The following is a 26,093-nucleotide window of genomic DNA, read 5'->3' as shown; positions in this document are numbered from 1 at the left end:
CTCATGCCAAGCACGGGGGAGGCTCCTTGGAAAGCCACGCTCCGATGACCCACCGGCAGATCATGGAGGCACTGTCCGGGCTGCTGCTCGGCATGTTCGCCGCCATCCTGTCCTCCACCATCGTCACCAACGCCCTGCCGGAGATCGTCAACGACCTCGGCGGCGGGCAGAGCGCCTACACCTGGGTCGTCACCGCCTCGCTGCTGGCCATGACCGCCTCCACCCCCCTGTGGGGCAAGCTCGCCGACCTGGTCAGCAAGAAGGCGCTGGTCCAGATAGGCCTGATCATCTACGTCATCGGCTCCGTCGTCGCCGGTCTGGCGCAGAACCCGGCGATGCTGATCACCGCCCGCGCCATCCAGGGCCTGGGCGCCGGCGGCCTGGCCGCGCTGGCGCAGATCATCATGGCCGCGATGATCTCCCCGCGTGAACGCGGGCGTTACTCCGGCTACCTGGGCGCGACGTTCGCCGTCGCGACCGTCGGCGGCCCGCTGCTCGGCGGTGTCATCACCGACACCAGCTGGCTCGGCTGGCGCTGGTGCCTCTACGTCGGTGTGCCCTTCGCGCTCGTCGCGCTGATCGTGCTGCAGAAGACGCTGCACCTGCCCGTGGTCAAGCGGAAGGTCAAGGTCGACTGGGCCGGCGCCTTCTTCGTCACCGCGGCCGTCTGCCTGCTGCTCGTCTGGGTCACCTTCGCCGACGACAAGTACGCCTGGATGTCCTGGCAGACCGGCGTCATGGTCGGCGGCGCGGTCGTGCTGACGCTGATCTTCCTGCTCGTCGAGTCGAAGGCCGCCGAGCCGATCATCCCGCTGCGCCTGTTCCGCAACCGCACCATCACCCTGGCCTCGCTGGCCTCGCTGTTCGTCGGCATCGCGATGTTCGCCGGCACCGTCTACTTCAGCCAGTACTTCCAGCTGGCCCGCGACAAGTCCCCGACCATGTCCGGCGTCATGACGATCCCGATGATCGGCGGCCTGTTCGTGTCGTCCACGGTCTCCGGCATGATCATCACCAAGACCGGCCGCTGGAAGGGCTGGCTGCTGGCCGGCGGCGTGCTGCTGACGGCGGGCCTGGGCCTGCTGGGCACCATGCGCTACGACACCCCGTACTGGCACATCGCCGTCTTCATGGCGCTGATGGGCCTCGGCGTCGGCATGATGATGCAGAACCTGGTGCTGTGCACGCAGAACCAGGTGGCCCCGAGCGACCTGGGCGCGGCCTCCTCCGTCGTCACCTTCTTCCGCTCGCTGGGCGGCGCGGTGGGCGTCTCGGTGCTCGGCTCCGTCATGTCGACCCGGATCAGCAACTACGCGTCCGACACCATCGGGCAGCTGAGCCCGCAGGAGCAGGCGGCGGCCGCCAAGGCCTCCGGCAGCGGCGCGATACCCGACATGGACCTGCTGCCCCCGGGCATCCGGACCTGGCTGGAGAGCGCCTACGGGCACGGCATCGCCGACATCTTCCTCTACGTCGCCCCGATCGCCCTGCTCGCCTTCCTGGTGACCCTGTTCATCAAGGAGGTCCCGCTGCGCACCTCGGGCGCACTGGCCCAGGCCGCGGAGGAGACGTCCCCGGCCCCGGCGCAGGCCGCCGCCGAGGCGCCCGCACCGGCCGCCGGCCAGGTGCCGGCCGGCACCGCCGCCGAGACCGCGGCCGAGACGGTCGCCGGTCCGGAGGCCACGGCCGCGCAGCCGCTGTCCGCCGTCGCCACCCTCGCCCGCCCGGAGGAGTCCGCCGGCGGCGGCATCCCGGTGCACGGCTTCGTGCGGGGCGCCGACAGCGCGCCCGTGCCGCAGGCGGCCGTCACGCTGATCTCCCTGGCGGGGCGTCAGCTGGGCCGGTCGGTGGCGCAGTCCAACGGCTCCTACGCGGTGGACGCGCCCGGCACCGGGTCGTACGTCCTGATCGCCGCCGCCGACGGGCACCAGCCGCAGGCGTCCACGGTCGTGGTGAACGGCGAACCGGTCGCCTACGACATCCTGCTCAGCGGCACCAGCGGACTGAGCGGAACGGTGCGCGCCGTCGGCAGCGGACTGCCGGTGAAGGACGCCATGGTGATCGTCACCGATGTGCGCGGCGACCTGCTGGCCACCGGGACCACCGGTGAGGCGGGCGAGTTCACCTTCGCCGAGCTGGTGCCGGGCGCGGTGACCGTCGCCGTGAACGCCGCCGGGTACCGGCCGCGGGCGCTGCCCGTCGAGGTCGGCGGCACCGGGGTGACCCGGGTCGAGGTCGAGCTGGAGACCGGCGCCCAGGTGCAGGGCGTGGTCCGCGCACCGCACGGGCCGCTGGCCGACGCCCGGGTGACGCTGGTCGACGCGGCGGGCAACGTCGTCGGCACGGCGACGACCGGCGCGGACGGGGCGTACGCCTTCACCGACCTGGACGGCGGCGAGTACACCGTCATCGCCACGGGCTACCCGCCGGTGGCCACCGCGCTGACGGTCACCGGCGGCGGAGTCGACGACCACGACATCGCGCTCGCCCACCCGGGCGAGTAGCCCGGCCCCGGCCCGCGGCACCCGGGCGCGTCCCGCAGTGGAGACGCGCCCCGCCGCGGGCCGATCGCGTCACGACCATTTTCTTCAGGTTTTTCAGGTTTTGCAGGGAGATACGGGATGCCACTGACCGCGAGGATCCGCACCCGGGACGGATGGGCCGTGTCGCACGCGGTCGTCACGGTGACCGACGCGACCGGCACACAGGTGCTGCGCGCCGAGGCGGACGCCGAGGGCGCCGTCCGGGACACCACGGCGCTGGCACCCGGGGCGTACACCGTGATCATCACGGCGGTCGGGTACGCGCCGGCCGCCGCGAGCGCCGTCGTCACCGCGAGCGGGCGGGCCGAGGTCGGGACGGTGACGCTGGCCCGGCAGGGCGGCGCGGAGCTGCCGCCGCCCGGGCCGTGGACCGTCGACCCGGCGCACTCCAGCGTGGCCGCCGTCGCCCAGCACCTGGGCATCTCCAGTGTGCGCGGGCGGTTCACCGAGTTCGCGGCCTCGGTGGAGGTCGCGCCGGACGACATCGCCAAGTCCCGGGTGGAGGCGGTGATCCGGGCGGCGTCCATCGACACCGGCAACGGGATGCGCGACACCCATCTGCGGTCCGCGGACTTCCTGGACGTGGAGCGGTACCCGGAGATCACCTACCGGTCCACCGGGCTGACCGAGGCCGGTCCCGACCGCTGGACCGTCCACGGTGAGCTGGCCATGCGCGGGGTCGTCCGCCCCGTCGACCTGGACCTGGCCTACCTGGGCACCGGCGCGGACCCCTGGGGCGGCACCCGGGCGGCCTTCCGCGCCACGGCCGAACTGCGGCGCGAGGACTTCGCGATGAACTACAACCAGGTCCTCCAGGCGGGCATCGCGGCCATCGGCACCACGCTGCGGGTGGAGCTGGACATCCAGGCGGTTCAGGGGGAGTCGCTGCCCGCCGCGTAGCGGCCGGCGACGGCGTGCACCGCCCGCCGCACGCGGCCCGTCAGGGGTTGTTGTGCGCGTCGACGATGCGGCGGGCGAGGTCGCGCAGCTTCACGTTCTCCCGCTGCGAGGCGCGCACCAGGCTGTCGAAGGCGCCGGCCGCGTCGATGTCCAGGCGCTCCATGAGGATGCCGGTGGCCTGGCCGATCAGGTCCCGGGTGTGCATCGCCTGGGTGAGCTGCTCGCGCACGGTCGCGGAGTCCAGGGCTATGCCGACGTGCGCGGTGAACAGCCGCCCGATCCGCAGCGCCGTCTCGTCGAAGGCGCGCGGCTTGCGGGAGTAGGCGGTGAGCACGGTCAGCCGGCGGCGGTCGGCGCGCAACCGCAGCGACAGCACGGACCGCAGCCCCAGTCCGGACAGCGTGTCCTCGCCCTCGTCGCCCTCACTGTCCGTCACCTCGGCCACCGGAGCGGTCCACAGCCGGTCCCAGTACGGCCGGCCGTCGTCCCGCGGGTGGCCGTCCTCGGCGGCGCGCACCACCTCGTCGGTCCAGGCGAGCGTGCGGCGCCGGTTGTTCCGCTCCATCACGGAGATGCCCGCGTGGTCGGCTCCGGGCACCAGGTCCACGGCGAGCCGCACGGCGGTGTCGAGGGTGCCGGCCGGGCTGGACGTCTCGTGCAGTCGGCGGGCCGCCGTGGTAAGCGCTTCCGCCAGTTCGACACCGGCAGGCAAATGGGGCAAATCAGAAAACCGGGACGCAACCACCACGAACCTCTTCGGCATGCACGGCCGAAAGGCCGTGCGCAGGAGAGCTCCGCAGCACATTCCCGACTGCGAGCACAGGACGTACAAACTTTAGCCGCTTTCGCCGATCCGCTCCGACGTGGTGCAATGGGTGGACGGGTCAGGAAGTGGCCTTACCGGAATCCCGGACGCATGTCTGTCAGGTGAGTACCGTGCCCTTCCTCCCCCCACCCCCCGAACCGGGCGCCCCGCCCGAGCGGGTCCTGCTGCCGTTCCCGCCCGAGGTCGACTTCTCCAACGCGGACGGGCTGCTGCCGCTGATCATGTCCCAGGCCCGCCCCGCCAAGGGCCGCCGGCCGCGGGTCGTGGTCCTCGACCTCACCGCGACCCGGTTCATGGACTCCCAGGGTGTCCGCCTCATCAACGACGTACGGCATCTGCTGCGCCCCGGCACCTCGGTGTACGTGGTGGCCCGCCCGGAGAGCGTGGCCAGCCGGGTGCTGGAGCTGACCGGCCTGCGCCGCGACGTCCCCGTGTACGACAACCTCGACGAGGCGATGGCCGCCTAGGCCCTGTCGTTTGGATCATGTCGGTTTCGCGGGGCGTGGCACGCACATCTGCGCCGTCGAGTGGCGTCGGCCCCGTCCGAACGGCACCCCCTAGTCTGACGCCATGGCACCGAACATCGCGACGAACACCCGCGTCTCCCTCGACGAACTGCTCGACTTCGTACGGCCCCGGCACCGCGCGATCCTGCTGACCCGGCGGGCGGACGGCGGCCCTCAGGGCTCCCCGCTGACCTGCGGGGTCGACGACTCGGGCCGGATCGTCGTTTCCACCTACCCCGAGCGCGCCAAGACCCGCAACGCCAAGCGCGACCCGCGGGTCAGCCTGATCGTGCTCAGCGACGACTGGAACGGTCCCTGGGTGCAGGTCGACGGCACCGCCGAGGTCGTGGACTCGCCCGAGTCCATGGAGCCGCTGGTGGAGTACTACCGGAACATCGCCGGGGAGCACCCCGACTGGGACGAGTACCGCCGGGCGATGCTCAAGCAGGGCAAGTCCATCATCCGGATCACGCCGGAGCGTTGGGGCCCGGTGGCGACCGGCGGCTTCCCGGCGCGGCTGGTCGAGGGGGAGTAGCCCGGTCCGGCCGGTCGGGTCGGCTCCGGGTGCGGACAGTCGTCCCGGCCGCGGACGGTCGTCCCGGCTGCGGGCGGTCGTCCCGGCTGCGGGCGGTCGTCCCGGCTGCGGGCGGTCAGGTCGGACGGCGGGCGGTCGGCCCCGCTGCGAACCGTCGTCCCCGCTGCGGACGGTCAGGTCGGACGGCGGGCGGTCAGTGCCGGCCACGGGCGGGCCAGTGCCTACCGGGGGGGGAGGGCCGGCCCCGGCATGGGCAGGTCAGTCCTCGCTGCGGGGGTCTGTGCCGGCTACGGACGGTTGTCCCGGCTGCGGGCGACCATCGCCTCCATGCCCGCGACCAGCAGGTCCAGGGCGAAGGCGAAGTCCCGCTCCATCATCTCCTCGACCGTGTCGCCGCCGCGGGCCTCCATGATCCTCGTGGACTCGCCGATGACCTCGGCGGCGTCCGGTGACCGCGTCACCGCGGTCATGGCGTCGCGGTGGTACTCGTCGGCGGTCATGCCGGTCGCGGCGACACGGGCGAGGAAGTGGCCCTCGATCGTGCCGTAGCCGTACACGAACTGGAAGACGGCGGAGATGGCCCCGGTCAGCCCGTGCGCGGGCAGTCCCGTCTTCCGGATGACCTGCTGGATCACCCGGGAGAACGCCAGCGCGTTGGGCCCGATGTTGAGGTACTTCCCGGCCAGCGGCGACAGCCAGGGGTGGCGCACCAGCAGGGCCCGGTACTCCCGGGCCAGCGCGCGCAGCTGGTCGCGCCAGTCCTCGTCGGCGTCCGGATCGGGCAGCGCGGGCTCGCCGAAGGCCGCGTCCAGCGCGAGTTCGAGCAGGTCGTCCTTGGTGTCGACGTACCAGTAGACGGACATCGCCGTCACGTTCAGTTCTGCGGCGAGCCGGCGCATGGAGAACTTGGCCAGGCCCTCGGCGTCCAGCAGCCGGACCGTGGCCTCGGTGATGCGCTCCCGGTCCAGCCCCGACGGCTGCCCGCCGCCGCGCCCGCCGCGGCGGGCCCCGCCCTCCAGCCAGACACTGGGCCGCGGCCCGCGCTCGGACCGCTGGGCTGCCCTCACCATGGCGCACCTTCCTCGACTCGCCGACGCCGGTTCATGCTAGGCACCCCGGTACGGGGCGCGCCGACCGCCCGCTGCCCGCGGGCGGCCCGGTCCGTCAGGCCTTCTTCCCCGAGTCTGCCCGATCCGCCCGGTGCAGCAAGGCCCCGGCGACCAGCCCGCCGAGCAGCACGGCCACCGCGCCGACCAGCAGACTCGTCTCCAGTCCCGAGGAGTACGCGTCGGTGATCCGGGCCCGCTCGCCGTCGGAGCCGGCCGCGGCCAGCGCCACCGGCAGCGAGCCGGCCGCCACCGGGACCAGCGCCGCGAACCGCGCGTTCAGCACCGCGCCCAGCACGGCCACCCCGAGGCCGGTGCCGAACTCGGCGAGGGTGCCGTTGATCCCGGCGCCGACGCCCGCCTTGTCCCGGGGGATGGAACTCATGATCGCGTGCGACATGACCGGGCTGCCGACGGCCGTGCCCGTCCCGATCAGGACCAGGCCGAGCAGTGTGCCGGCGTAGCCGTGCGCGGTGAGTGTGGCGATCGACACCAGTCCGGCCGCCATCAGCCCCATGCCGAGGCCGATGGAGACCGGGGTGCCCATCCGCGCCGACCACTTGGTGGCCACGCCCGTGAAGTTGAGGGCGACGACGGTCAGCGCCATCGGCGCGGTGCGCAGGCCGGCTTCCAGCGGACCGTAGCCGAGGACGAACTGGAGGTACTGGGTGAGCAGGAACAGCGCGCCGCCCATGCCGAAGGTGATCAGCACGAGACCGCCGACCGAGGCCGTGAAGCGGCGGATGCGGAAGAACTGCGGGTCGAGCATGGGGTGAGGGATCCGGCTCTCCCAGTACGCGAAGGCGGCGAGCACCGCCGCGGCCCCGGCCGCGGTGCCCAGGACCCGGACGGACGCCCAGCCGTGCTCGGGGCCGGAGATGATCGCGTAGACCAGGGAGGCCATGCCGATGGTGGAGAGCACGGCGCCGACGACGTCGGGCCGGTCGCCCTGGCGGTTGCGGGACTCGGGGACGTAGGCGGCGACGGCCACCAGGGCGAGGACCACGACCGGCAGGTTGACCAGGAAGATCGCGCCCCACCAGAAGTGGTTCAGGATGAACCCGCCGACCAGCGGACCGGCCGCGAAGCCCAGCGAGTTGACGGCGGCCCAGATGCCGATCGCCCGGGGCTGCTCCTCGTGCGTGAAGATCTGCATCACGACGGCGAGGGTCGTGGTCAGCAGCAGCGCGCCGCCGATCCCCATACCGGCCCGCGCGGCGATCAACTGACCGGCGGATCCGGCCAGTCCGGCCACCAGCGAGCCCGCGCCGAACAGGGTCAGGCCGACGATCAGCATCCGCTTGCGGCCGTAGCGGTCGGCGGCGTTGCCCGCGGTGAGCAGCAGTCCCGACTGCACCAGGGAGTAGGCGTTGATCATCCACTGGATGTCGGCGGTGGAGGCGTCCAGTTCCCGGGTGAGGGAGGGGATCGCCACGTTCAGGACGGTGTTGTCCAGCAGGACGGTGAGCTGCGCGAGGCAGATGACTCCGAGGATCAGCCAGCGGCGGGCGTGGCCCTGGGGCTGCCCGGCCGCCTGACCCGGGGACCGGTCGGGGGCCTGTTCCTGTGGGGACGTCGTCATGTTGTACACCGTAGAACAGCTCCCATACGGTGTACAACACGGCGTGGGCGGACAACGGTGAGGGCGGTGGCTCCCGCGACTCCCCGCCCTCCCCGCCCGTTCCTGCCCGGGTCGTTCCGGCGCCTCAGCCGTCGGTCGTGGGCTGCGTGAGGTCGTAGAAGGTGGCCGACCCGACCGTCACCTCCGTGAAGTTCTCCTCCACCCAGGAGGCGATCTGTGCGGACGTGCCGGAGTCGCCGCCCCTGCCACCGCCCATGCCGCCACCGGCGACGAAGTAGTGGATCTTCCCTTCGGTCACGTACTGCTGGAACCGGCCGAGCGTCGGCGACGGGTCGGTGCCGTTGAAGCCGCCGATCGCCATCACCGGCTCACCGGTGGCGAGTTGGTAACTCGCCGCGTTCTGCGCGCCGACGGCCGCGGCGGCCCAGGTGTAGTCGTCGGCGTCGGCCGCCAGCAGCGCCTTCGCCTCGGAGTCGACGTTCGCACCGCCGAGCAGCCCGCCCATGCCGCCGCCCGCGCGGCCCCCGGGCGTGCCCGACTCGGCACTGCCACCGGGCGCGACGGGCAGTGTCCGACCGTTCTGGCCGCCCTGGCCGCCCTGGTTGTTCTGGTTGTTCTGGTTGTTCTGGTTGTTCCGGCCCGTCGGGCCGCCGCCCGGGAAGCCGTCCGTGCCGCCGCCGGGCGGGGCCTGGCCCTGCCGGCCCTGCTGGTTCCCGCCGCCGGGGAAGCCGCCGCCCCCGCCGGGACCGCCGCCCATGCCCGCCCCGGCCGGACCGGCGGTGACGATGGAACCGGTGTGCGGCTCCTGCACCGTGCTCAGCGTGTACGCCGTCGGACCGGCCAGCGCGGCCACCAGGCCGAGCCCCGCCGCCGCGAGGGCCACGCGCCGCCCGGCCCGGCCGGCCAAGACCAGCCCGAGCGCGGCGACCAGACCGCCGACCAGCACGGGCCACTTCAGCCACGGCAGGTAGTCCGGCGTGCGGTCGAGCAGCACGTAGCCCCAGGCCGCGGTCGCCGTGGCGGCGGCCGCGAGCGCGAGCGAGGCGCCGATGCCGTGCCGCCTCTCCCACAGGGCCGCGGCTCCCATGCCGACCACGGCCGCGAGGTACGGGGCGAGGGCCACCGTGTAGTACTGGTGGAAGATGCCGGCCATGCAGCTGAAGACGGCCGCGGTCATCAGCAGCGAGCCGCCCCACACCAGGAACGAGGCGCGGGCGGCGTCGGTCCGCGCGGCCCTCCGGGTCACGGCCAGGCCCGCGACGAGCAGGATCAGCGCGGCGGGCAGCAGCCAGGAGATCTGGCCGCCGATCTCGGAGTTGAACATCCGGTCCCAGCCGGTCTCGCCCCACTGCCCGCCGCCGCCCATGCCGCCGCCACCGCCGCCGACACTGCCGGTCTCCTCGCCGTTCAGCCGGCCCAGACCGTTGTAGCCGAAGGTCAGCTCCAGGAAGCTGTTGTGCTGCGACCCGCCGACGTACGGCCGCGAGGACGCCGGCCACAGCTCGACGACCGCCACCCACCAGCCGCCGGACACCACCAGCGCCGCGGTCGCCAGGGCCAGCTGGCCGAGCCGCCGGCGCAGCCGCACCGGGGCGCAGACGCCGTACACCAGCGCCAGGGCCGGCAGGATCAGGAACGCCTGGAGGGTCTTGGCGAGGAACGCGAAGCCGATCACGGCCCCGGCCCACACGAGCCACCTGGTCCGGCCGTCCTCCACCGCGCGCACCACGAGGTAGCAGGCGACGGACATCAGCAGCGCCAGCAGCGCATCCGGGTTGTTGAAGCGGAACATCAGCGCCGCGACGGGCGTCAGCGCCAGCACCGTGCCCGCGATCAGGCCGGCCGCCGGGCCGAAGCGGCGGCGCACGCCCGCGTACACCACGGCGACCGTGGCGACACCCATGAGCACCTCGGGCACCAGGATCGCCCACGGGTTCAGGCCGAAGATCCGCACCGACAGTTCCATCGGCCACAGCGCGGCCGGGGGCTTGTCGACGGTGATGGCGTTGGCCGCGTCCAGCGAGCCGAAGAAGAACGCCTTCCAGGACTGGCTGCCCGCCTGCACGGCCGCCGAGTAGAAGGAGTTGGCGTATCCGGAGGCACTCAGGTCGTAGAGGTAGAGCAGGCCGGTCACCAGGAGCAGGCCGAGGAAGGCGGGGCGCACCCAGCGGGGGTCCTCGGGCCGGCCGCGCCATGCCCTGCGGGCCAGCGGCGGCCGCGGTGCGCCGGGCGCGGGGGCGGCGGGGCGCGGGTCCTCAGGGCAGGAGGCGGAAGCGGCTCGGTGGGAGGTCCCGGAGGAGGGAGCGGCTCGGTGGCGGGCGTCCGGGGAGGGGGGTGCCCAGTCGGCCGGGTCCGGCGGGGGACTCGTCCGGTCGTACTGCGTGGTCATCGGAGGTTCCTCGCATGGTGGTCGGAAGGAGTGGACGGCCGGTCCGGGAACACCCACGCCCGGAAGAGCAGGAAGCGCAGCACCGTGGCCGCGAGGTTGGCGGCGACGAGGACCGCCAGTTCGGTGGAGTGGGCGGGGTCGCCGGTCGCCGCGTTGAGCGCGGCGAGCGAGCCGCTGGTCAGGGCGAGTCCGATGCCGAACACCACGAGCCCCTGCGCCTGGTGCCGCACGGCGCCGCCGCGCCCCCGCACCCCGAAGGTGAGCCGCCGGTTGGCGGCGGTGTTGGCGACCGCCGAGACCAGCAGGGCGAGCCCGTTGGCGGTCTGGGAACCGGTGAAGGCCCGGAAGCCGCTGTAGAGCAGCAGGTAGAACAGGGTGGACAGGACGCCGACGACGCAGAAGCCGACCAGTTGGCGGGCCAGTCCCTGCGGCACGTCCTCGATGTCCCGGTCGCGCGGGTCGTCACCGAACGGCCTCGCCAGCCGGTCCAGCGGCAGCGAACCGGTGGCCAGGGCCCTGCCGACCCGCCAGACGCCCTTGAGGTCCTCGGTCGCCGTCCGCACGATGTGCACGGTGGAGTCGGGGTCGTCGATCCAGTCGACGGGCACCTCGTGGATGCGCAGCCCGGCGCGCTCGGCGAGCACCAGGAGTTCGGTGTCGAAGAACCAGCCGGTGTCCTCCACGAGCGGCAGCAGCACCTGGGCGACGTCCCGGCGGATCGCCTTGAACCCGCACTGCGCGTCGGAGAACCGGGCCTGCAGCGAGCCGCGCAGGATCAGGTTGTAGGAGCGGCTGATGAACTCCCGCTTGGCGCCCCGCACCACGCGTGAACTGCGGCTCAGCCGGGAGCCGATGGCGAGGTCCGAGTGGCCGGAGATCAGCGGGGCGACCAGCGGCAGCAGCGCGTTGAGGTCGGTGGACAGGTCGACGTCCATGTAGGCGAGGACGGGGGCGTCCGAGGCCGCCCAGACGGTGTGCAGGGCCCGGCCGCGTCCCTTCCGGTCCAGGCGGACGGACCGGACCTCGGCCATCCGCTCCGCCAGCCGGGCCGCCACGTGCGGAGTGCTGTCCGTGGACGCGTTGTCGGCGATCGTGATGCGGAACGCGTAGGGGAAGGTGCTGCTGAGGTGCTCGTGCAGCCGGCGCACACAGGGCGTGAGGTCCTTCTCCTCGTTGTGGACGGGGATCACTACGTCCAGGACCGGGAGGCCGGCTCCGGCGGCCGGGAGGTGGTCCCGCGCCGGCAGGGTGCCGGGAGAGGAATCGGTTCGCATGGAACCGACTCTGCTCAGGCGCCCTGTCGTGCCGGTGTGGTGAGGCTGTGCCGCGGCTGTGAGTACGGCTCCGACGCCAACGGCGGTGCCGCGGCCGGCAGATGGAGCGTGAACACGGTCCGTCCGGGCACGCTGTCGACGGTCACGGCACCGCCGTGCGCGCTCGCCACGGCCTGCACGATGGCGAGGCCCAGACCGGTCGAGCCGGTGGCGCGGGTGCGGGCCGAGTCGCCGCGCGCGAACCGTTCGAAGACGTACGGCAGCAGCGCGGGCGGGACGCCCGGCCCGTCGTCCACGACGTCCACGGTGAGCCAGGGCCCGGCGCGGCGCACCCGGGCGGTGACGGTGGTGCCCGGCGGGGTGTGGTTGCGGGCGTTGCCGAGGAGGTTGACGAGGACCTGCTGGAGGCGTGCGGCGTCGGCGAGCACCGTGGCGGGCTCGTCGGGCAGTTCCAGACGCCAGTCGTGGTCCTGACCGGCCGCGCGGGCGTCGCTGACGGTGTCCACGACGAGCGGCACCAGGTCGGTCTCCTCGAACCGCAGCGGCCGGCCGGCGTCCAGGCGGGCGAGCAGCAGCAGGTCCTCGACAAGCAGCGTCATCCGGCCCGCCTCGGACTCGATCCGCCGCAGCGCGTGCCGGGTGTCGGGGCCGACGTCCTCCCGGCCGCGCCGGGTGAGTTCGGCGTAGCCGCGGATGGAGGCCAGCGGGGTGCGCAGTTCGTGGCTTGCGTCCGCGACGAACTGCCGGACCCGGGTCTCGCTCTCCTGGCGTGCGTGCAGCGCCCCGTGGATGTGGTCGAGCATCCGGTTCAGGGCGGCACCGACCCGGCCGACCTCGGTGTGCGGGTCGCACTCGGACTCCGGGACGCGTTCCTCGAGGTTGACCTCGCCGCTGTGCAGCGGAAGTTCGGAGACGCGGGTGGCGGTGGCGGCGACCCTGCGCAGGGGGCGGGTGGCGACGCCGACCAGGACGTACCCGGCGATCCCGGCGGCGACCAGTCCGGCGCCGGTGACGCTGACCTCGACCAGGATGAGCGTGCTGACGGTGTCGTCGGTGTCCTCGGTCGGCAACGCCGTGTAGAACGCACCGTTGCGGCCGCTCTCGTACGTCACCCGGTAGGTGCCCAGCTCCGGCACGTCCACGGTGTGCGGCTGCCCGTCGCGCGGTACGGCGGCGAGCGCGGCCAGCTGGGCGGCGGAGAGCGCGGCGGCCTGCGGGGTGGTGACGCCGTTCCGCTCCCGCGACTCGCTGACGATCCCCCGGGTCACCCGGCCGTCCTCGACGAGCGCGCCGATGGTGCCGAAGCCCTGCGGGCCCTTGACGACGAAGTCGAGCGGGTTGTCCTGGTCCGGCCGCCCGGGGAGCGGCCGGCCGTCCGCCGGACCGCCCGCCGCCCGCATGGCCACCTCGCGCAGCTGCCCGTCCAGCTGCTCGTAGAGATGGGACCGCAACGCGAGTGCGGTCACCGTGCCGATCACCGCGCACACCACCGCGATCAGCACCACGGACGCGACGACGAGCCGTGTCCGCAGGGTCCTCGGACGCGGTCGCCGCCGTCCGCTCACGAGACCGCGGGCTTGATCATGTAACCGGCGCCGCGCCGGGTGTGGATCATCGGCTCCCGTCCGGCGTCGATCTTCCGGCGCAGGTACGAGATGTACAGCTCGACGACGTTCGCCTGCCCGCCGAAGTCGTACGACCACACCCGGTCGAGGATCTGGGCCTTGCTGAGCACGCGCCGCGGATTGCGCATGAGGAAGCGCAGCAGCTCGAACTCGGTGGCCGTGAGGTGGATGTCGTCACCGCCGCGGGTGACCTCGTGGCTGTCCTCGTCGAGGGTGAGGTCGCCGACGACCAGCACCGACTCCGACCGGCGGTCGGCCGCGCCGGAGCGCCGGATCAGCCCGCGCAGCCGCGCGACGACCTCCTCCAGGCTGAACGGCTTGGTGACGTAGTCGTCCCCGCCGGCGGTCAGTCCGGCGATCCGGTCCTCGACGGCGTCCTTGGCGGTCAGGAACAGCACGGGCACGTCGGGCAGTTCGCGGCGCAGCCGGCCGAGGATGGACAGCCCGTCCATGTCCGGCAGCATCATGTCCAGGACGACGGCGTCGGGCCGGAACTCGCGCGCCGTCCGGATGGCGTCCTGGCCGTCCTTCGCGCTGCGGATCTGCCAGCCCTCGTACCGCAGGGCCATGGACATCAGCTCGGTGATCGACTGCTCGTCGTCCACCACAAGCACGCGGACGGGGCTCCCGTCCGGCCTGAGCAGTTCGGTGCGCCCCTGGGGCGAGATCGTGGTCATACCGCACACGATGTCCGGGGCCTGTGAGAGCACTCTTTCGGCAACCTGTGTTTTCCCTGAGAAACGCAGAGGGCGCGCTCAGCCGGGCCGGGCCGCCCGCGCCCCGCTCACCCGGGGAGCCGGAAGAGCCGCGCCGCGTTGTCGTGGCACACGCCCCGCAGCCACGCCTGCCCGAGCCCGAGCCGTTCCAGCGCGTGCAGCTGGTGGAGGTAGGGGTACGGGATGTTCGGGAAGTCCGAGCCGAGCAGGATCCGGTCGCCGAGGCCGGCCAGCCGGGGCAGCGCCCGCCGCGGGAACGGCGCCAGGCGCTCGCTGAAGTCGGTGAACGCCATGGTGGTGTCCAGCCGCACCTCCTCGTACCGCTCGGCGAGGTCCAGGAAGTCCTCGTACTCGGGCATCCCCAGGTGCGCCACGACCAGCCGCAGCCGGGGGTGCCGCGCCAGTACCCGGGCGACCGGCCCGGGGCCGGTGTGCCTGCCGGGCGCGGGCCCGGACCCCCAGTGGATCACCACCGGCACGCCCGCCTCGGCGAGCAGCCCCCAGGCCCCGTCCAACCGCTCGTCGGCCGGGTCGTACGCGCCGACCTGCACATGCGCCTTGAACACCCGGGCCCCCGCCTCGACCGCCTCCCGGACGTACTCCACGACGCCCGGCTCGGGAAAGAGCGTCGAGGTGTGCAGGCAGTCGGGCGTGCGTCCGGCGAAGTCGGCCGCCCAGCCGTTCAGCCAGCGCGCCATGCCGGGCTTGTGCGGGTAGAGCATGGCGGTGAAGGCCCGCACGCCGAACTCCCGCAGCAGTGCCGCCCGTTCCCTCTCCTCCGCGCGGTAGGTGATCGGCCACTCGACGCCGCCGGTCAGCGGGCCGAGCGCGTCGAAGTAGGCCCACACCTTGCGGAGCACCCGCTCCGGCATGAAGTGCGTGTGCACGTCGATCAGCCCGGGCAGCCCGAGCCCTTCCCAGAACCGCCGCACACGGACGGCTTCGCCGCGCATGCCCGTACGGGTGTCCATCTGGGTGTCCCTTTGGGTGTCCCTTTGGGTGTCCCTTTGGGTGCCCGTGCGGGTGTCCCCATGGTTGTCCGGCGGAGCGCACATCCCGACACGATCACCCGCCCCGGCCCGTCGGGTCCACCCCCTGTCGCACCCCGGCCCCCTCCTTCCCCTCTCCCTTCCTCAGAACAACCCGTCCTGCGCCTCCGCCCGCTCCTTGAGCCGGAGCGCCCGGACCGGCACCGCGAACTCCCGCGCACCGGCCGGAACCAGCCCCCACCCCGTCAGCAGCCGGGTGTCCAGCACCACGACCCCTTTCGTCCCCGTCGCCAGATGCAGATCCGGACCGGCGGCAGCCACCAGTTCCCCGCTCACCACACCCCCGGCGACCAGTGACCCGACCTCCCCCACGGCCGCCGGCGCCCCCGCCAGCCCGAACGCCGCGACATGGTCGACGGGACGGAACGGCGCACGGTCGAGCGACTCCGGCCACCCGCTCAGCGCGACCGCCCGCGCGTGCAGCTCCGCCAGCTGCGCGGCCCGTTCGGCCTCGGACGCCGGGAGCGCCGCCCGCGCGGCCCGCTTGTCGGCGTACGGCACCCGGTCGGGCACGCCCAGCGCGGCGCGCAGCAGTTCCTCGGTGCGCCGCGCCGCCATCAGCGGCCCGCTGCCCAGCCAGCTGAAGCAGACCGCCCCCTGCTCCAGCAGCCGCGCCGGGCCTCGTTCCACCGCGGTGATCCCCACCTTGGCCATGCCCGGCCCGAACCACGCCAGATAGACGCGGTAGGGCCGAGGATCGTCGGCGACGGTGTCGGCGGCCACCGAGTGCGCCCGGTCCAGCCGGGCACACTCCTCGCAGCGCGCCCCCGCGCTCCGCGCCGGCACCTCCGCACCGAGCGGACACACATGCCCCCGCGCCCCCACGCAGGTCCGCCTGCCCCCTTCCTCGACCCCGAAGGCCACCCGTTTCCCCCAGGTCAGCGCACTGCGCCGGCCACCGTCCCACACCAGCACGGGTCCGTCCGCCGCCCAGCGCAGCCCCGCGCACCTCCAGATCCGTCCCATCCCTGCCGAGAGTAGGGGCCACCACTGACAACGGCCTCCCGTCCGGCAGTTCAGCTCCCGACCGGGCGCCGTGGGAACCGCCCGGACGACGGCCCGCGACGGTGCGCCCTGCACCGGGAGCGCCTCGTTCCCGACCGACTGCACCGTGCACGGAGTACGAACAGGACATGAGGAGCGGCCTGCGCCGCCGACCGCCGTCGACGAGGAACCGTCTTCACCGCTCACGCACCGCGCCGAACCCGTCCGCAGGCAGGCACATGCGGTCAGGATGACCGTCCTTCCGTTCAGAACGTCTCCACTCCCTCCCCCTGCCCCTCCCCGGACTCCACGCAATGCCGGAGGCCCCGTGGATCACTCCACGGGGCCTCTGGTCTGCTGTGCACTCGGCAGGATTCGAACCTGCAACCTTCTGATCCTTAGCTCTATGTGGATCGGTCACGAACGGTCGTACCGGCCGCACTACGGCCCGGGAGGGGCGCTGCCGGACGAGGTGGGTCGCTGTCGTTGCTGTACTTCGCTGCTGTACCGCGCCGGGTGCCTCCGGAGGACGGCTGCCGGGCCGATGTCGCTGCCCCGCGCTGCGCGCACTGCCTCAGCCGGTTCGCTCACCGTGGTGTTCACGTCTTGATCCTGACGGCGGTGACGCGGCGGTGATAGTAAGCGTAGGCAAGCAGCAGGAGCATCGGGCCCCATAGGTTCATCAGACCGCTGACTGTCATGGCCAGGATGTTCCAGCCCGGGGCGTACGGCCAGGCGTCCGTTCCGATAGCGAGCGCGTTGTACAGCCAGAGGCCCAGGGCCGCAGTGAGCAGGAGGCCACCGATCGTGGCGGGGACCAGCGCGGCGGCGGGCGGGATGCGCCTGCCGCCGAGCCGAGGGACCCAGGCGGGAATCCTCTCCCCCCACGCCCGGACCAGACCGAAGCTGAGCAGCGCGGCGAGCTCGGAGAGGACGCTGAGTGCGACGACGTAGGCGATATGGCCCGCCGTCGGTGCCAGAGGCTCGCCGCCCATGCCGTGGCCGATGACCGGCAGGCGCCATATGCACACAGGAAGCGCGACGAGCGGGATGGCATGAGCGACGCGTTCGGCCCACACCGGGACGGGTAACTCGGTGGCTGTTGTGGTCACGGCTCCAGCATGCGTCGACCTCCGGCAGGTGATCGTCACGCTAGCGGTCGGTCCTTGTTACGCCGCCAGGACGACGCGGCGCCTCGGCCTCCTAGCGCGCAAGGCTTACTCCCGGTCCTCCTCGAAGTACCCGGCGCCCATCGAGCCGGGGAACCCGACCCGCATGTTCGCCCTGCGCGCCCGTCGCGCCGGCCTCCGGATGATCCCAGGCGATGGGCGGGAGCGGCACCGGCCAGTCGATGCCGCTTGCTGTACTTCGCTGCTGTACGCCGCTGAAACGCAAGAGGCCCCGGATCTCTCCGGGGCCTCTCACCTGTGTGCACTCGGCAGGATTCGAACCTGCAACCTTCTGATCCGTAGTCAGATGCTCTATCCGTTAAGCTACGAGTGCTTGTCTCTTCAGTTTTCTCGCCGCTCCCCGGGCTTTTTCGGCCCCGCTCGCGGCGACAGGAAGAACATTACATGACTGCCGCCGTCATGTGAAATCCGTTAGGCCCACCCCTTGTGACCTGCGGAAACGTCGGATCCGGCGGGATGCGGGGATACGGGATGCGCAGGAGCACCGGCCGCGGAGGCCGGGCTTCGCGCGGTGTGGCGCGTGGCCGACACGCGGCGGCGGGATCGCCCGGTCCGGGATCGTGCCCGGGAAACGACTCAGGGAGTTCAGCTGTCATCAGCCGAACTCCCTGATCATGGGGCGGAGGCGGAGGGATTTGAACCCTCGATGGGCTTTAAGGCCCAAACCGCATTAGCAGTGCGGCGCCATAGACCGGACTAGGCGACGCCTCCTTGCACGATCTTCCCGCGCGAGCGCGAGCGGATGGTGCGTGCCGATGATGACACAACCGTGTGGGGTGTCACCAATCGCCCCCCACGGTACTAGGCGGGGAGCCCGCAGGGCAAAGCACTTCCGGTAGACAGGCGGTCGTGGCGCAACGTCCCGTGCGGTGGCGCGTTGAGCAGGTCATGACGCGGATCAACTCTTCGGACAGCCGCCGGTCCCCAGCCTCCCCGGCCTCCCCTTCCGCCCTCCGTCCCGTCGCCCGGTCCGCCTCCCGGCACAATGCCTCGCCGCTGCGGCGGCTGCTCGCCGGTGCCGCCGCCTCCGTCGCCGCCCTCGCCGCGACGGCCGCGGCGCCGCCCGTGGCGTACGCGCAGGAGCCGGCGCCGCACGGGGACCGACTCGTCGTCACCGTGCACGGGGCGGGCGGTGGGGCGGACGGGACGTACGAGGTGCGCTGCCGGCCCAGTGGGGGCAGCCATCCCGACCCGGCCGGGGCCTGCGCGGCCGTCGAGGAGAACACGCGGTGGGGGCAGAACGCCTTCGCGCCGGTGCCGCGCGACGCCGTCTGCACCATGCAGTACGGCGGCCCCGCCACCGCCCGGATCACCGGCACCTGGGCGGGCCGTCCCGTCGACGCGACGTACGACCGGGCGAACGGGTGCGCGATCGCCCGCTGGGACCGGCTCGTCCCCCTGCTGCCCGAGCAGCGCTCCGTCGGGCGCCCGTGAGGCGGGCCGGGGGCGCGCGGGGGCGTGCGTCGGCGAGTCGGGGCACAGGGGGCGTAAAGGTCCCGCGAACGTTCGGACGGCGTCGGCGCAGGCAGTCACGGGTCCGGGGCTACCGGGCGTCACATCACCGTCACTTTCGAGTGCGACGTCCGTCGCATCCGGCGTCGCGGGCGCAACCCCAGCCCTTAGACTCCCTCGCGTGACACGTTGCGGGCAGGTTGGCAAGATGGCCCGAGCGGTCGGCACGTCGCGGTAACAGGGAGGAAGCGTCTCGTGAGCAGCAGGCCATCCCGAGGCGCTGCTCGCCTCGCAGCCATACTGGACGCGCTTCCCGACGCGTTGGTGCTGGTCAACGCCAACGGAACGGTCGTCAACGCCAACACCATCGCCCTGGAGGCCTTCGAGACCCCGGGCACGGCGCTGGTCGGGCGCGGTCTGCTGGACCTGCTGCCGCAGTTCGACTCCAAGCTCATCCCCGGGTCCATGCGGCGGCCCGACCACATCGACCCCCGGGCGCGCACCAAGCCGACGCGGATGATCGCCCGGCGGACCGACGGGAGCGAGTTCCCGGTCGAGGTCACCAGTGCGAATCTGGAGAACAGCCAGCAGGCGTACGACAGTTACGGCTACACCGGCGACGAGCTGCTGATGCTCGTGGTCCGTGACCTCTCCGGCACCGTCGACACCGAGGCGGAGCTCGCGCGGTCGCAGCGGCAGACCGAGATGATCCTGCGCGCCGCCTCCGAGGGTGTCGTGGGCACCGACACCGACGGGCGGATCGTCCTCGTCAACCCGGCCGCCGCCCAGATCCTGGGCTACCGGGCCGGTGAACTCGGCGGGCGCGAACTGCACACGCTCGTCCTGCACTCCCGCGCCGACGGCTCCCCCTTCCCGTACGGCGAGTCGCCGCTGGCCGACACCCTGCGCTCCGGACGCAAGCACCGGGTGCGCGGGCAGGTGCTGTACGCCAAGAGCGGCGACAAGGTGCCGGTCGACCTGACGACCGCGCCGGTGCGCGACGGCGACCAGCTCGTCGGCGCCGTGATGACCTTCGCCGACCGGCGCCCCTTCGACGCGCTGGTTCAGGAGAAGGAGGAGGCCGAGCAGCGGCACGCCGAGGAACTGGAGCGGCTCGCCGAGGAACACGCCTCCGAACTCACCGCCCTGCGCCAGAGCCACGTCGCCGAGCTGGAGGAGCTGCGCGAGCGGCACGAGGAGGAACTCGCCGCGAACGAGGAGCGGTACGCCGCGCTCGGCGAGCGGGAGAAGGACCGTTACGAGGCCCTCGCCGCCCGGCACGAGCAGCTGCTCACCCTGCTCGGGCAGTCGCTGCGCGGCCCGCTGGAGGAACTGCGGCGCGAGCTGTCGGCGCTGGCCGCCGACGACGCCGGACAGCTGTGGCCCGAGGCCAACCAGGTGCTCCACCATCTGTCGGCCGGCTACGCCCGGATCACCACCCTCATCGACAACGTCCTCGGCTACCAGCGGCTCGACGTCGGCACCGAGCAGGTCACGCGGACGAAGGTGATGCTCGACGCCGTCGTCGCCGCCGGTGTCGACGGCGCCGTGGAGCTGATCGGGCCCGGGCGGGTGCAGTTCGCGGTGCACGCGCCGCCCATCGAGGCCGAGGTCGACCCCCGGCTGCTCGCGACGGCCCTCGCGCATCTCGTCGCGGACGTCGCGGGCGTGGACGCCACCGGCAACACGCCCGTGGCGGCGGGCGGTTACCTGGACAACACGGTCGTGGTCGCGGCGGCGCAGCGCGGCGAGGTCGTACGCATCGAGGTGCGCGGGCCGTACAGCGGCGGCGACCCGGTGCACGAGCCGATCGTGCGCGGGATCGTACGGGCGCACGGCGGTGTGCTGCAGACGCACGAGGTGCCGGGGATGAGCGGCAGCGCGTTCGTGCTGGAGGTGCCGATCGGCGGCGGAGCGGGGGCCGTGGCGCCCGCCGCGCTGCCGGCCGGTGTTCCGGCCGCTGCTCCGAGTGGTGCTCCCGGTGGTGCTGCGGGTGGTGCTCCCGGTGGTGCTCCGGGTGAGGAGGCCGCGTCCGTCGAGGCGGCCGAGGCCGCCGAGGCGGCTCCCGGCGGCGGGCGGCGGCGGGCACGGCGGTCCTCCGTGGACGCCTTCCTCGACAGCGAGGTGCCGGGCGCGAACGACGCCCCGGACACCGCTCCCACCGGGCGGCGCAGGCGCCGCGCGGCCGCCGCGGAGCCCGCACAGGCACAGCTTCCGGCACAGGCGTCCGGCGAGGGCGCGGGCGTGTCCGGCGGGACCGGGCGGCGCCGCGGCCGGCCCGCCGAGGGCTCGGCACCCGGTGGCGCGCCGGGCTCCTCCGTCGAACTCGCCGGTGCCGGGGTGTCGGAGGGGGCCGTCGTCACTGCCGCCGAGCACGCGGCGGGCGCTGCCGCGTCGAACACGGGGCTGGGCGGGACCGTACCGCCGCAGGGAGTGCCCGCGTCGGCCGGGCGGCCGGTGCCGGCCAGGTCCGGCGAACAGCACGCGCTGCCGCCGGCGCTGCCCGCGCCGTCCGGTGGGAACGGGGCGGCCGAGGCGCCGTCGGCCGAGGTCCAGGTGCATGTTCCGGCCCAGGGCCCGGGACAGCCGCAGGCGACGGGGCGGCGCCGGCGCGCGCTGGCCGCCGCGAACGAGCGGGCGGCGGCGCAGGAGGCCGCGCCCCGCACGGTGTTCGCGCTGCCGCCGGCCGAGGCGGACCAGGGCCAGCAGGCCACCCCGGCCGCGCAGTCCGGGCAGAACGGGCAGGCCGCCGTGCCCTCGGCGCAGCAGGCCGGGCCGGCCCCACAGGTCCCGCGGGGTGCGCAGGGCGCGCAGGGTGCGCAGGCGCTGGGAGCCAGGCAGGGCGGACCGGCGCATGGACTCGCGCACGGCGGTCAGGGCGCGCAGGCGGGCGAGGGCGGTGTGGTCGCGTCCGGTGGCGCGCCGGTCGACACCGGGCGCCATGACGCCGTGACGCACGACCCCGCCGACGACCACACCCCGCCGCAGCCGCACCCTACGAGCGCGCCGACGGGCCGCCGCAGGCGCGCGGCCGCGCGACCGGCGGAGGGCGAACAGGCGGAGGCCCGGACTCCGGCCACACAGACCACCCAGACCGCCCAGACCGCCCAGACACCACAAGCCACACAGGCCCCACAAACGGCGCAGGCCCCACAAACCGTGCACGCCGCACAGGCACCACAGGCCGTGGCCGGTCAGGCACCGGCAGCTCCGGCGCCTGGGGTTCAGGCACCTGGGGTTCAGGCGCCTGGGGCTCCTGCACCTGGGATTCCGGCGCCTGGCGTTCCGGCGCCAGGGGCCTCCGTGCCGTGGGACGCGGTGCCTGCGCAGGGGGCGCCCGTGGCGCCGCAGGAGGCTCCGGTTCCGCCGCACGCCGGGCCCGTTCCGCCCCAGAGCGCTCCCGTTCCGCCGCAGGGCAACCCGGTCCCGCCGCACAGCTCGCCGCTGCCGCCCGCAGCTGGCGCTCCTGTCCCGCCGCACGGCGCCGCCGTGCCACCGCAGGGTGCTCCGGTTCCGCCCCACGGTGCTCCTGTCCCGCCCCAGGGCGCTGCTTCGGTTCCGTCGCAGGGTGGCCCCGTGGCGCCCGCGGGCGGCCCCGTCGCCCCGCAGGGGAACGGTGACGGAGCGGTCGCGCGGCCCGGGGCCCAGCCGTTGCCCGCCGAGACCGCGCCCGGCCAGGGCACTCCGCCGCAGGGCACCCCGGCTCCGCAGCAGTGGCCCGCCGCCGGTGACACCTCCGGCGCCGGTACGCCCCTGCCGCCGGCCGCTGCCGCGCCGCAGCCGACTCCTGCCGCCGGCACCGCGCTGCCGCCCGGCGGCACACCGGCGTCGGCGCAGCGCGCAGCTCAGCCGTTGCCCGCCGAGGCCGCGGCTCCGGTGGACCCGAACTCCACGCAGGGCCGGTCGATCAGCGTGCGGACGCTGGGACAGGGTGTGCCGTTCACGCGGCAGGCCGCCCAGGTGCAGCAGCCGCTGCCGTCGGCCACACCGCCCCCGCACCAGCCGGGCGGCTCCGGACGCCGCCGCAAGCTGGGCACGCGACCCGACCCGGACGCCGGCAACGAGCAGGGCACCCGGAACCCGTCCGCCGAGCCCACGGCCGCCGCCGACCGGACACCGGCCGCGCAGCCGGACCGTGCACCCGCTCCGGCTCCCGCCCAGACGCAGCCCCAGCCGCAGCACACGCCCACCGGTCAGCCCCGGCTCGCGTCGGGGACCGAGGGCACCGGACGCTCGTACGCGATAGGCGCACCGGACGCGGACGCCGCCGAGGGTCCCGAACCGCTGGACGGTCCGGGCGGAGCCGTCGAGGTGGCCGACCCGCCGCGTCCGCAGCCGATGGACGACGAACTGCCGCCCGAGCCGCTGGACAACCCGCGCCGGCTGCTGGTGTGGCCCGCGCCGGACGTCTCCACTCAGCAGGCGCTGAGCGACCGCGGCTACCGGCCCGTGATCGTGCACTCGCGCGAGGAGGTGGACGCGCAGATCGCGGCCTTCCCCGCCGCGCTGTTCGTCGACCCGCTGACCGGGCCGATCACCCGTACCGCGCTCCAGTCGCTGCGGCAGGCGGCCGTGGCCGCCGAGGTGCCGGTGCTGGTCACGGCCGGGCTCGGACAGGCCTCGCGCGATGCCGCGTACGGCGCCGATCCCGCCGTACTGCTGAAGGCGCTCGCGCCGCGCGACAGCGAGCAGCACCCGCCGCGCGTGCTGTTGATCGAGGAGCACGCGGAGATCGCGCTGGCGCTGACCGCGACGCTGGAGCGGCGCGGGATGCAGGTCGCGCGGGCCGCGAGCGACGCCGACGCGGTGACGCTGGCGGGGCAGTTCCGGCCGAACCTCGTGGTGATGGACCTGATGCAGATGCACCGGCGCGGACCCGGGCACGCCGGGATCATCGACTGGCTGCGGGCGAACGGCCAGCTCACCCGCACTCCGCTGGTCGTCTACACGGCCGCCGTCGACCAGGCGGAGCTGCCGCGGCTGGCTTCGGGCGAGACGGTGCTGTTCCTCGCGGAGCGGTCCACGAGCGCCGACGTGCAGGAGAGGATCGTCGAGCTGCTGTCGCGGATCGGCACCAACTGACGGACGCACCGGGACCGGCATCAACAGACGCACCGGGACCGGCGTCGACGGACGCAGCGGGATCGGTGTCGACACGCATCCGAGCGGCCGAACGGACGTACCGGTACCAACGGTAGGGACGGACCGGGACCCGCTCGGTGAACGATCGGACCGAGATCGCCGACGGGCCCCGTCGTGGTGTCAGCGGGCCACCAGGCGGCGGGCCGCCTCCTTCACCGACGCGCGCAGCCGGGAGTGGTCCGCTTCCTCACCGCCGGCCAGGATGCGCCGCATCTGGGGGACGACGGCCGTCCAGTTGGCCAGCGCGGTCAGCAGGATCAGCAGGTCGCCGGCGGGGATGGCGTCGGTGACGACGCCGCGCGCCTGGCCGTCCTCCAGGAGGGCGACCTTGCGGTCGTAGTGCTCCCGGCGGCCGGTCTCGTGGGGCAGTTCGTCGGTGCCGTACTCCAGGCCCTCCCAGAAGAGCAGGCGCAGCAGTTCGGGATGGGCCGCGTGGTAGTCCATCAGGCGGTCGATCCAGCCCTCGATGTCGTCCGGGTCGACGGGGACGGACTCGGCGAGGTCCAGCATCTTCCGTTCGAGGACGATCGCGAACAGCTCCGCCTTGTTACCGAAGTAGGCGTAGATGAGCTGCTTGTTGGCCTTCGCATCGGCCGCGATGCGGTCGATGCGGGCGCCGGCGATGCCGTGGCGCGCGAACTCGGTGACCGCTGCCTCGAAGATCCGGGCCTTGGTGGCCTCGGGGTCCCTGACTGCCATGGGGACAGGGTAGCGCGGCAAGTAACCAACTGTTTGGTTGACAGGGAATCCGACGGCATTCCAGACTGTTCCCCTGTCAGTCAACCAACCAGTTAGTTGTTAGAGCAGGCTCAAAGGGCCTCGAAGGGGTACCCAGCTCATGTCCTCAGCGCCCAGCACCCCCACCGTCCGGCAGGACGGCAGGTCATCGGCCGGGCAGACACCCGGCGGGGCCACGGCGTCCCACCGCTCCGGTCCGTTCCTGGCGCTCATCGCCGTCTGCACCGCGGTGACGGCCGCCAACATCTACCTCGCCGCGCCGCTGCTCTCCCTGATCGCCCGGGACTTCGGCGCCACGCCCTCCGCCGTGGCCTGGATCGCCTCCGTCGCCCAGCTCGGCTACGCCGCCGGCCTGCTCTTCTTCGCCCCGCTCGGCGACACCGTCAACCGGCGCCGCCTGGTCACCCTCCTCACCGTGGTCACCGCCGCCGCCCTGGTCGCGAGCGCGCTCGCACCCGGCACCGGCGCCCTCGCCGCCGCCGTGTTCGTCGCCTCCGCCGCGACCGTCGTACCGCAGCTCCTCGTCCCGCTCGTTGCCGCACGCGCCCCCGCCGCGCGCCGCGCCCGCCATGTCGCCGCCGTGATCGCCGGCCTGTTCACCGGCATCGTCGCGGCCCGGGTGGTCGGCGGGCTCGCCGGGCAGGCCTTCGGCTGGCGGTGGGTGTTCGCGGGCGCGGCGCTGCTCACGCTCGGCCTGGGCCTCGCCACGGCCCTGGCCCTGCCGTCCGAGCGGCGGAGCCGCGACGGCTCGCTGTTCGGCGGTCTCACCGCGCTGCCCGGACTGCTGCGCCGCTCGCCCGACCTGTGGCGCGCCTCGGTGCGGCAGGCGGGGATGTTCGGCGCGTGGAGCGCCCTGTGGACGTCGCTGGCGCTGCTGCTGACCGGCCCGGCCTACGGTCTGTCCACCGCCACCGCCGGCCTCTTCGGCCTCTTCGGGCTGGCGGCGAGCGCGGTCGCGCCGCTGGCGGGCGGGCTGGTCGACCGTTTCGGCGCCGCGCGGGTCGTGCGGGGGGCGTATCTGCTCGCGGCCGTGTCGGTACCGCTGTTCTGGGTGGGCGGGCACGTCATCGGCGCCCTGTTCGTCGCCGCGGTCGCGATCCACGCGGCCCTGGTCGCCTCCCACGTCGCCAACCAGACCCTGGCCCTGACCACCACCTCCAGCCCGGCCACCGCCAACACCGCCTACGTCGTCTCCGGCTTCGCCGGCGGCGCCACGGCGTCGGCCCTCGCGGGCACCGCCTTCACCCACTTCGGCTGGGGCGGGGTCTCAGCGGTCGCGGGGGTGTGGCTCGCGCTGGGCTGGGGGCTGACGGCGACGCGACGCGGACGCCGGTGAGGGCAACCGTCCTCGACCGGTGAATACGCCGGTAAGGGCAACCGAGTCCCTGCACCGGTGAGTACGCCGGCCAGGTCCGGTGAGTACGCCGGTGAGGGCGACCGAGCCTCCACCAGTGAATACGCCGGTAAGGGCGACCGAGCCCTCCACCAGTGAATACGCCGAGCAGGACACCCGAGTCCCTCGGCCGGTGAATACGA

The 26,093-nt window shown here is 73.6% G+C and carries 18 protein-coding genes and 2 tRNA genes; 7 read left to right on the top strand and 13 right to left on the bottom strand.

Translation table 11 applies throughout. The features are described from left to right. The first annotated feature begins 44 nt into the window (after positions 1–44). The gene (locus FGW31_RS17745) at positions 45–2,504 is read left to right on the top strand and encodes an MFS transporter (RefSeq protein WP_459179163.1); all 2,460 of its coding nucleotides are present in this window, start codon (positions 45–47) and stop codon (positions 2,502–2,504) included. Positions 2,505–2,621: 117 nt separating this feature from the next. Next, complete coding sequence (locus FGW31_RS17740) at positions 2,622–3,443, top strand: YceI family protein (RefSeq protein WP_142194406.1); 822 nt, start codon at positions 2,622–2,624, stop codon at positions 3,441–3,443. Between the two features lie 40 nt (positions 3,444–3,483). Here the strand turns inward: FGW31_RS17740 and FGW31_RS17735 are convergent, their stop codons facing one another. After that, positions 3,484–4,206 carry an ANTAR domain-containing protein gene (locus FGW31_RS17735; RefSeq protein WP_167530048.1) on the bottom strand — a complete coding sequence of 241 codons (723 nt, stop codon included), beginning with the start codon at positions 4,204–4,206 and terminating at the stop codon, positions 3,484–3,486. Positions 4,207–4,379: 173 nt separating this feature from the next. Here FGW31_RS17735 and FGW31_RS17730 point away from each other — a divergent pair, with 173 nt between their 5' ends. Continuing rightward, positions 4,380–4,736 carry an STAS domain-containing protein gene (locus FGW31_RS17730; protein WP_373303347.1) on the top strand — a complete coding sequence of 119 codons (357 nt, stop codon included), beginning with the start codon at positions 4,380–4,382 and terminating at the stop codon, positions 4,734–4,736. A 103-nt stretch (positions 4,737–4,839) separates the two neighbouring features. Continuing rightward, positions 4,840–5,310 (top strand): PPOX class F420-dependent oxidoreductase, encoded by a 471-nt coding sequence (locus FGW31_RS17725; protein WP_142194404.1) that lies wholly within the window; start codon positions 4,840–4,842, stop codon positions 5,308–5,310. Between the two features lie 287 nt (positions 5,311–5,597). Here the strand turns inward: FGW31_RS17725 and FGW31_RS17720 are convergent, their stop codons facing one another. The 11 genes from FGW31_RS17720 to FGW31_RS17670 form a co-directional block, all read right to left on the bottom strand. Continuing rightward, complete coding sequence (locus FGW31_RS17720) at positions 5,598–6,380, bottom strand: TetR/AcrR family transcriptional regulator (protein WP_142194403.1); 783 nt, start codon at positions 6,378–6,380, stop codon at positions 5,598–5,600. A 94-nt stretch (positions 6,381–6,474) separates the two neighbouring features. Beyond that, complete coding sequence (locus FGW31_RS17715; RefSeq protein WP_142194402.1) at positions 6,475–7,998, bottom strand: MFS transporter; 1,524 nt, start codon at positions 7,996–7,998, stop codon at positions 6,475–6,477. Between the two features lie 124 nt (positions 7,999–8,122). Then, entirely contained in the window at positions 8,123–10,387 is a 2,265-nt protein-coding gene (locus tag FGW31_RS17710) for a glycosyltransferase family 39 protein (protein ID WP_182674696.1), read from the bottom strand. Next, complete coding sequence (locus tag FGW31_RS17705) at positions 10,384–11,661, bottom strand: bifunctional glycosyltransferase family 2/GtrA family protein (RefSeq protein ID WP_142194401.1); 1,278 nt, start codon at positions 11,659–11,661, stop codon at positions 10,384–10,386. Before FGW31_RS17705 ends, FGW31_RS17710 begins: the two co-directional genes overlap by 4 nt. A 14-nt stretch (positions 11,662–11,675) precedes the next feature. Next, the gene (locus FGW31_RS17700) at positions 11,676–13,226 is read right to left on the bottom strand and encodes a HAMP domain-containing sensor histidine kinase (protein WP_142194400.1); all 1,551 of its coding nucleotides are present in this window, start codon (positions 13,224–13,226) and stop codon (positions 11,676–11,678) included. Beyond that, complete coding sequence (locus tag FGW31_RS17695) at positions 13,223–13,963, bottom strand: response regulator transcription factor (RefSeq protein WP_182674694.1); 741 nt, start codon at positions 13,961–13,963, stop codon at positions 13,223–13,225. The genes FGW31_RS17700 and FGW31_RS17695 overlap by 4 nt, the downstream gene beginning before the upstream one ends. Before the next feature lie 107 nt (positions 13,964–14,070). Next, complete coding sequence (locus FGW31_RS17690; RefSeq protein ID WP_233452508.1) at positions 14,071–14,973, bottom strand: amidohydrolase family protein; 903 nt, start codon at positions 14,971–14,973, stop codon at positions 14,071–14,073. Between the two features lie 162 nt (positions 14,974–15,135). Then, positions 15,136–16,017, bottom strand: coding sequence for a DUF2797 domain-containing protein (locus FGW31_RS17685; protein ID WP_142194398.1), 882 nt, complete (start codon positions 16,015–16,017; stop codon positions 15,136–15,138). A gap of 617 nt (positions 16,018–16,634) precedes the next feature. Next, positions 16,635–17,147 carry a hypothetical protein gene (locus FGW31_RS17680; RefSeq protein WP_142194397.1) on the bottom strand — a complete coding sequence of 171 codons (513 nt, stop codon included), beginning with the start codon at positions 17,145–17,147 and terminating at the stop codon, positions 16,635–16,637. A 318-nt stretch (positions 17,148–17,465) separates the two neighbouring features. Then, positions 17,466–17,538, bottom strand: a tRNA-Arg gene (locus FGW31_RS17675). Positions 17,539–17,845: 307 nt separating this feature from the next. Beyond that, positions 17,846–17,936, bottom strand: a tRNA-Ser gene (locus tag FGW31_RS17670). A 177-nt stretch (positions 17,937–18,113) separates the two neighbouring features. Here FGW31_RS17670 and FGW31_RS17665 point away from each other — a divergent pair. Next, positions 18,114–18,659: an SSI family serine proteinase inhibitor gene (locus FGW31_RS17665; RefSeq protein ID WP_142194396.1), complete on the top strand. Its 546-nt coding sequence runs from the start codon at positions 18,114–18,116 to the stop codon at positions 18,657–18,659. 273 nt (positions 18,660–18,932) lie between these two features. Then, positions 18,933–23,759, top strand: coding sequence for a PAS domain-containing protein (locus FGW31_RS17660; RefSeq protein ID WP_142194395.1), 4,827 nt, complete (start codon positions 18,933–18,935; stop codon positions 23,757–23,759). Positions 23,760–23,939: 180 nt separating this feature from the next. Here the strand turns inward: FGW31_RS17660 and FGW31_RS17655 are convergent, their stop codons facing one another. Then, a complete protein-coding gene (locus FGW31_RS17655; protein WP_142194394.1) occupies positions 23,940–24,518 on the bottom strand; it encodes a TetR family transcriptional regulator in 579 nt (192 codons plus the stop codon). Between the two features lie 139 nt (positions 24,519–24,657). On the opposite strand from FGW31_RS17655, the gene FGW31_RS17650 reads away from it, so the two are divergent. After that, positions 24,658–25,893 (top strand): MFS transporter, encoded by a 1,236-nt coding sequence (locus tag FGW31_RS17650; RefSeq protein WP_182674692.1) that lies wholly within the window; start codon positions 24,658–24,660, stop codon positions 25,891–25,893. The last annotated feature ends 200 nt before the right edge of the window (positions 25,894–26,093 follow it).

It is taken from the genome of Streptomyces calvus (assembly GCF_006782915.1).
Classification (GTDB): Bacteria; Actinomycetota; Actinomycetes; order Streptomycetales; family Streptomycetaceae; genus Streptomyces; species Streptomyces calvus.
The sequence above is the reverse complement of the archived record's forward strand: the minus strand, read 5'-3'. Positions and strand labels throughout refer to the sequence as shown.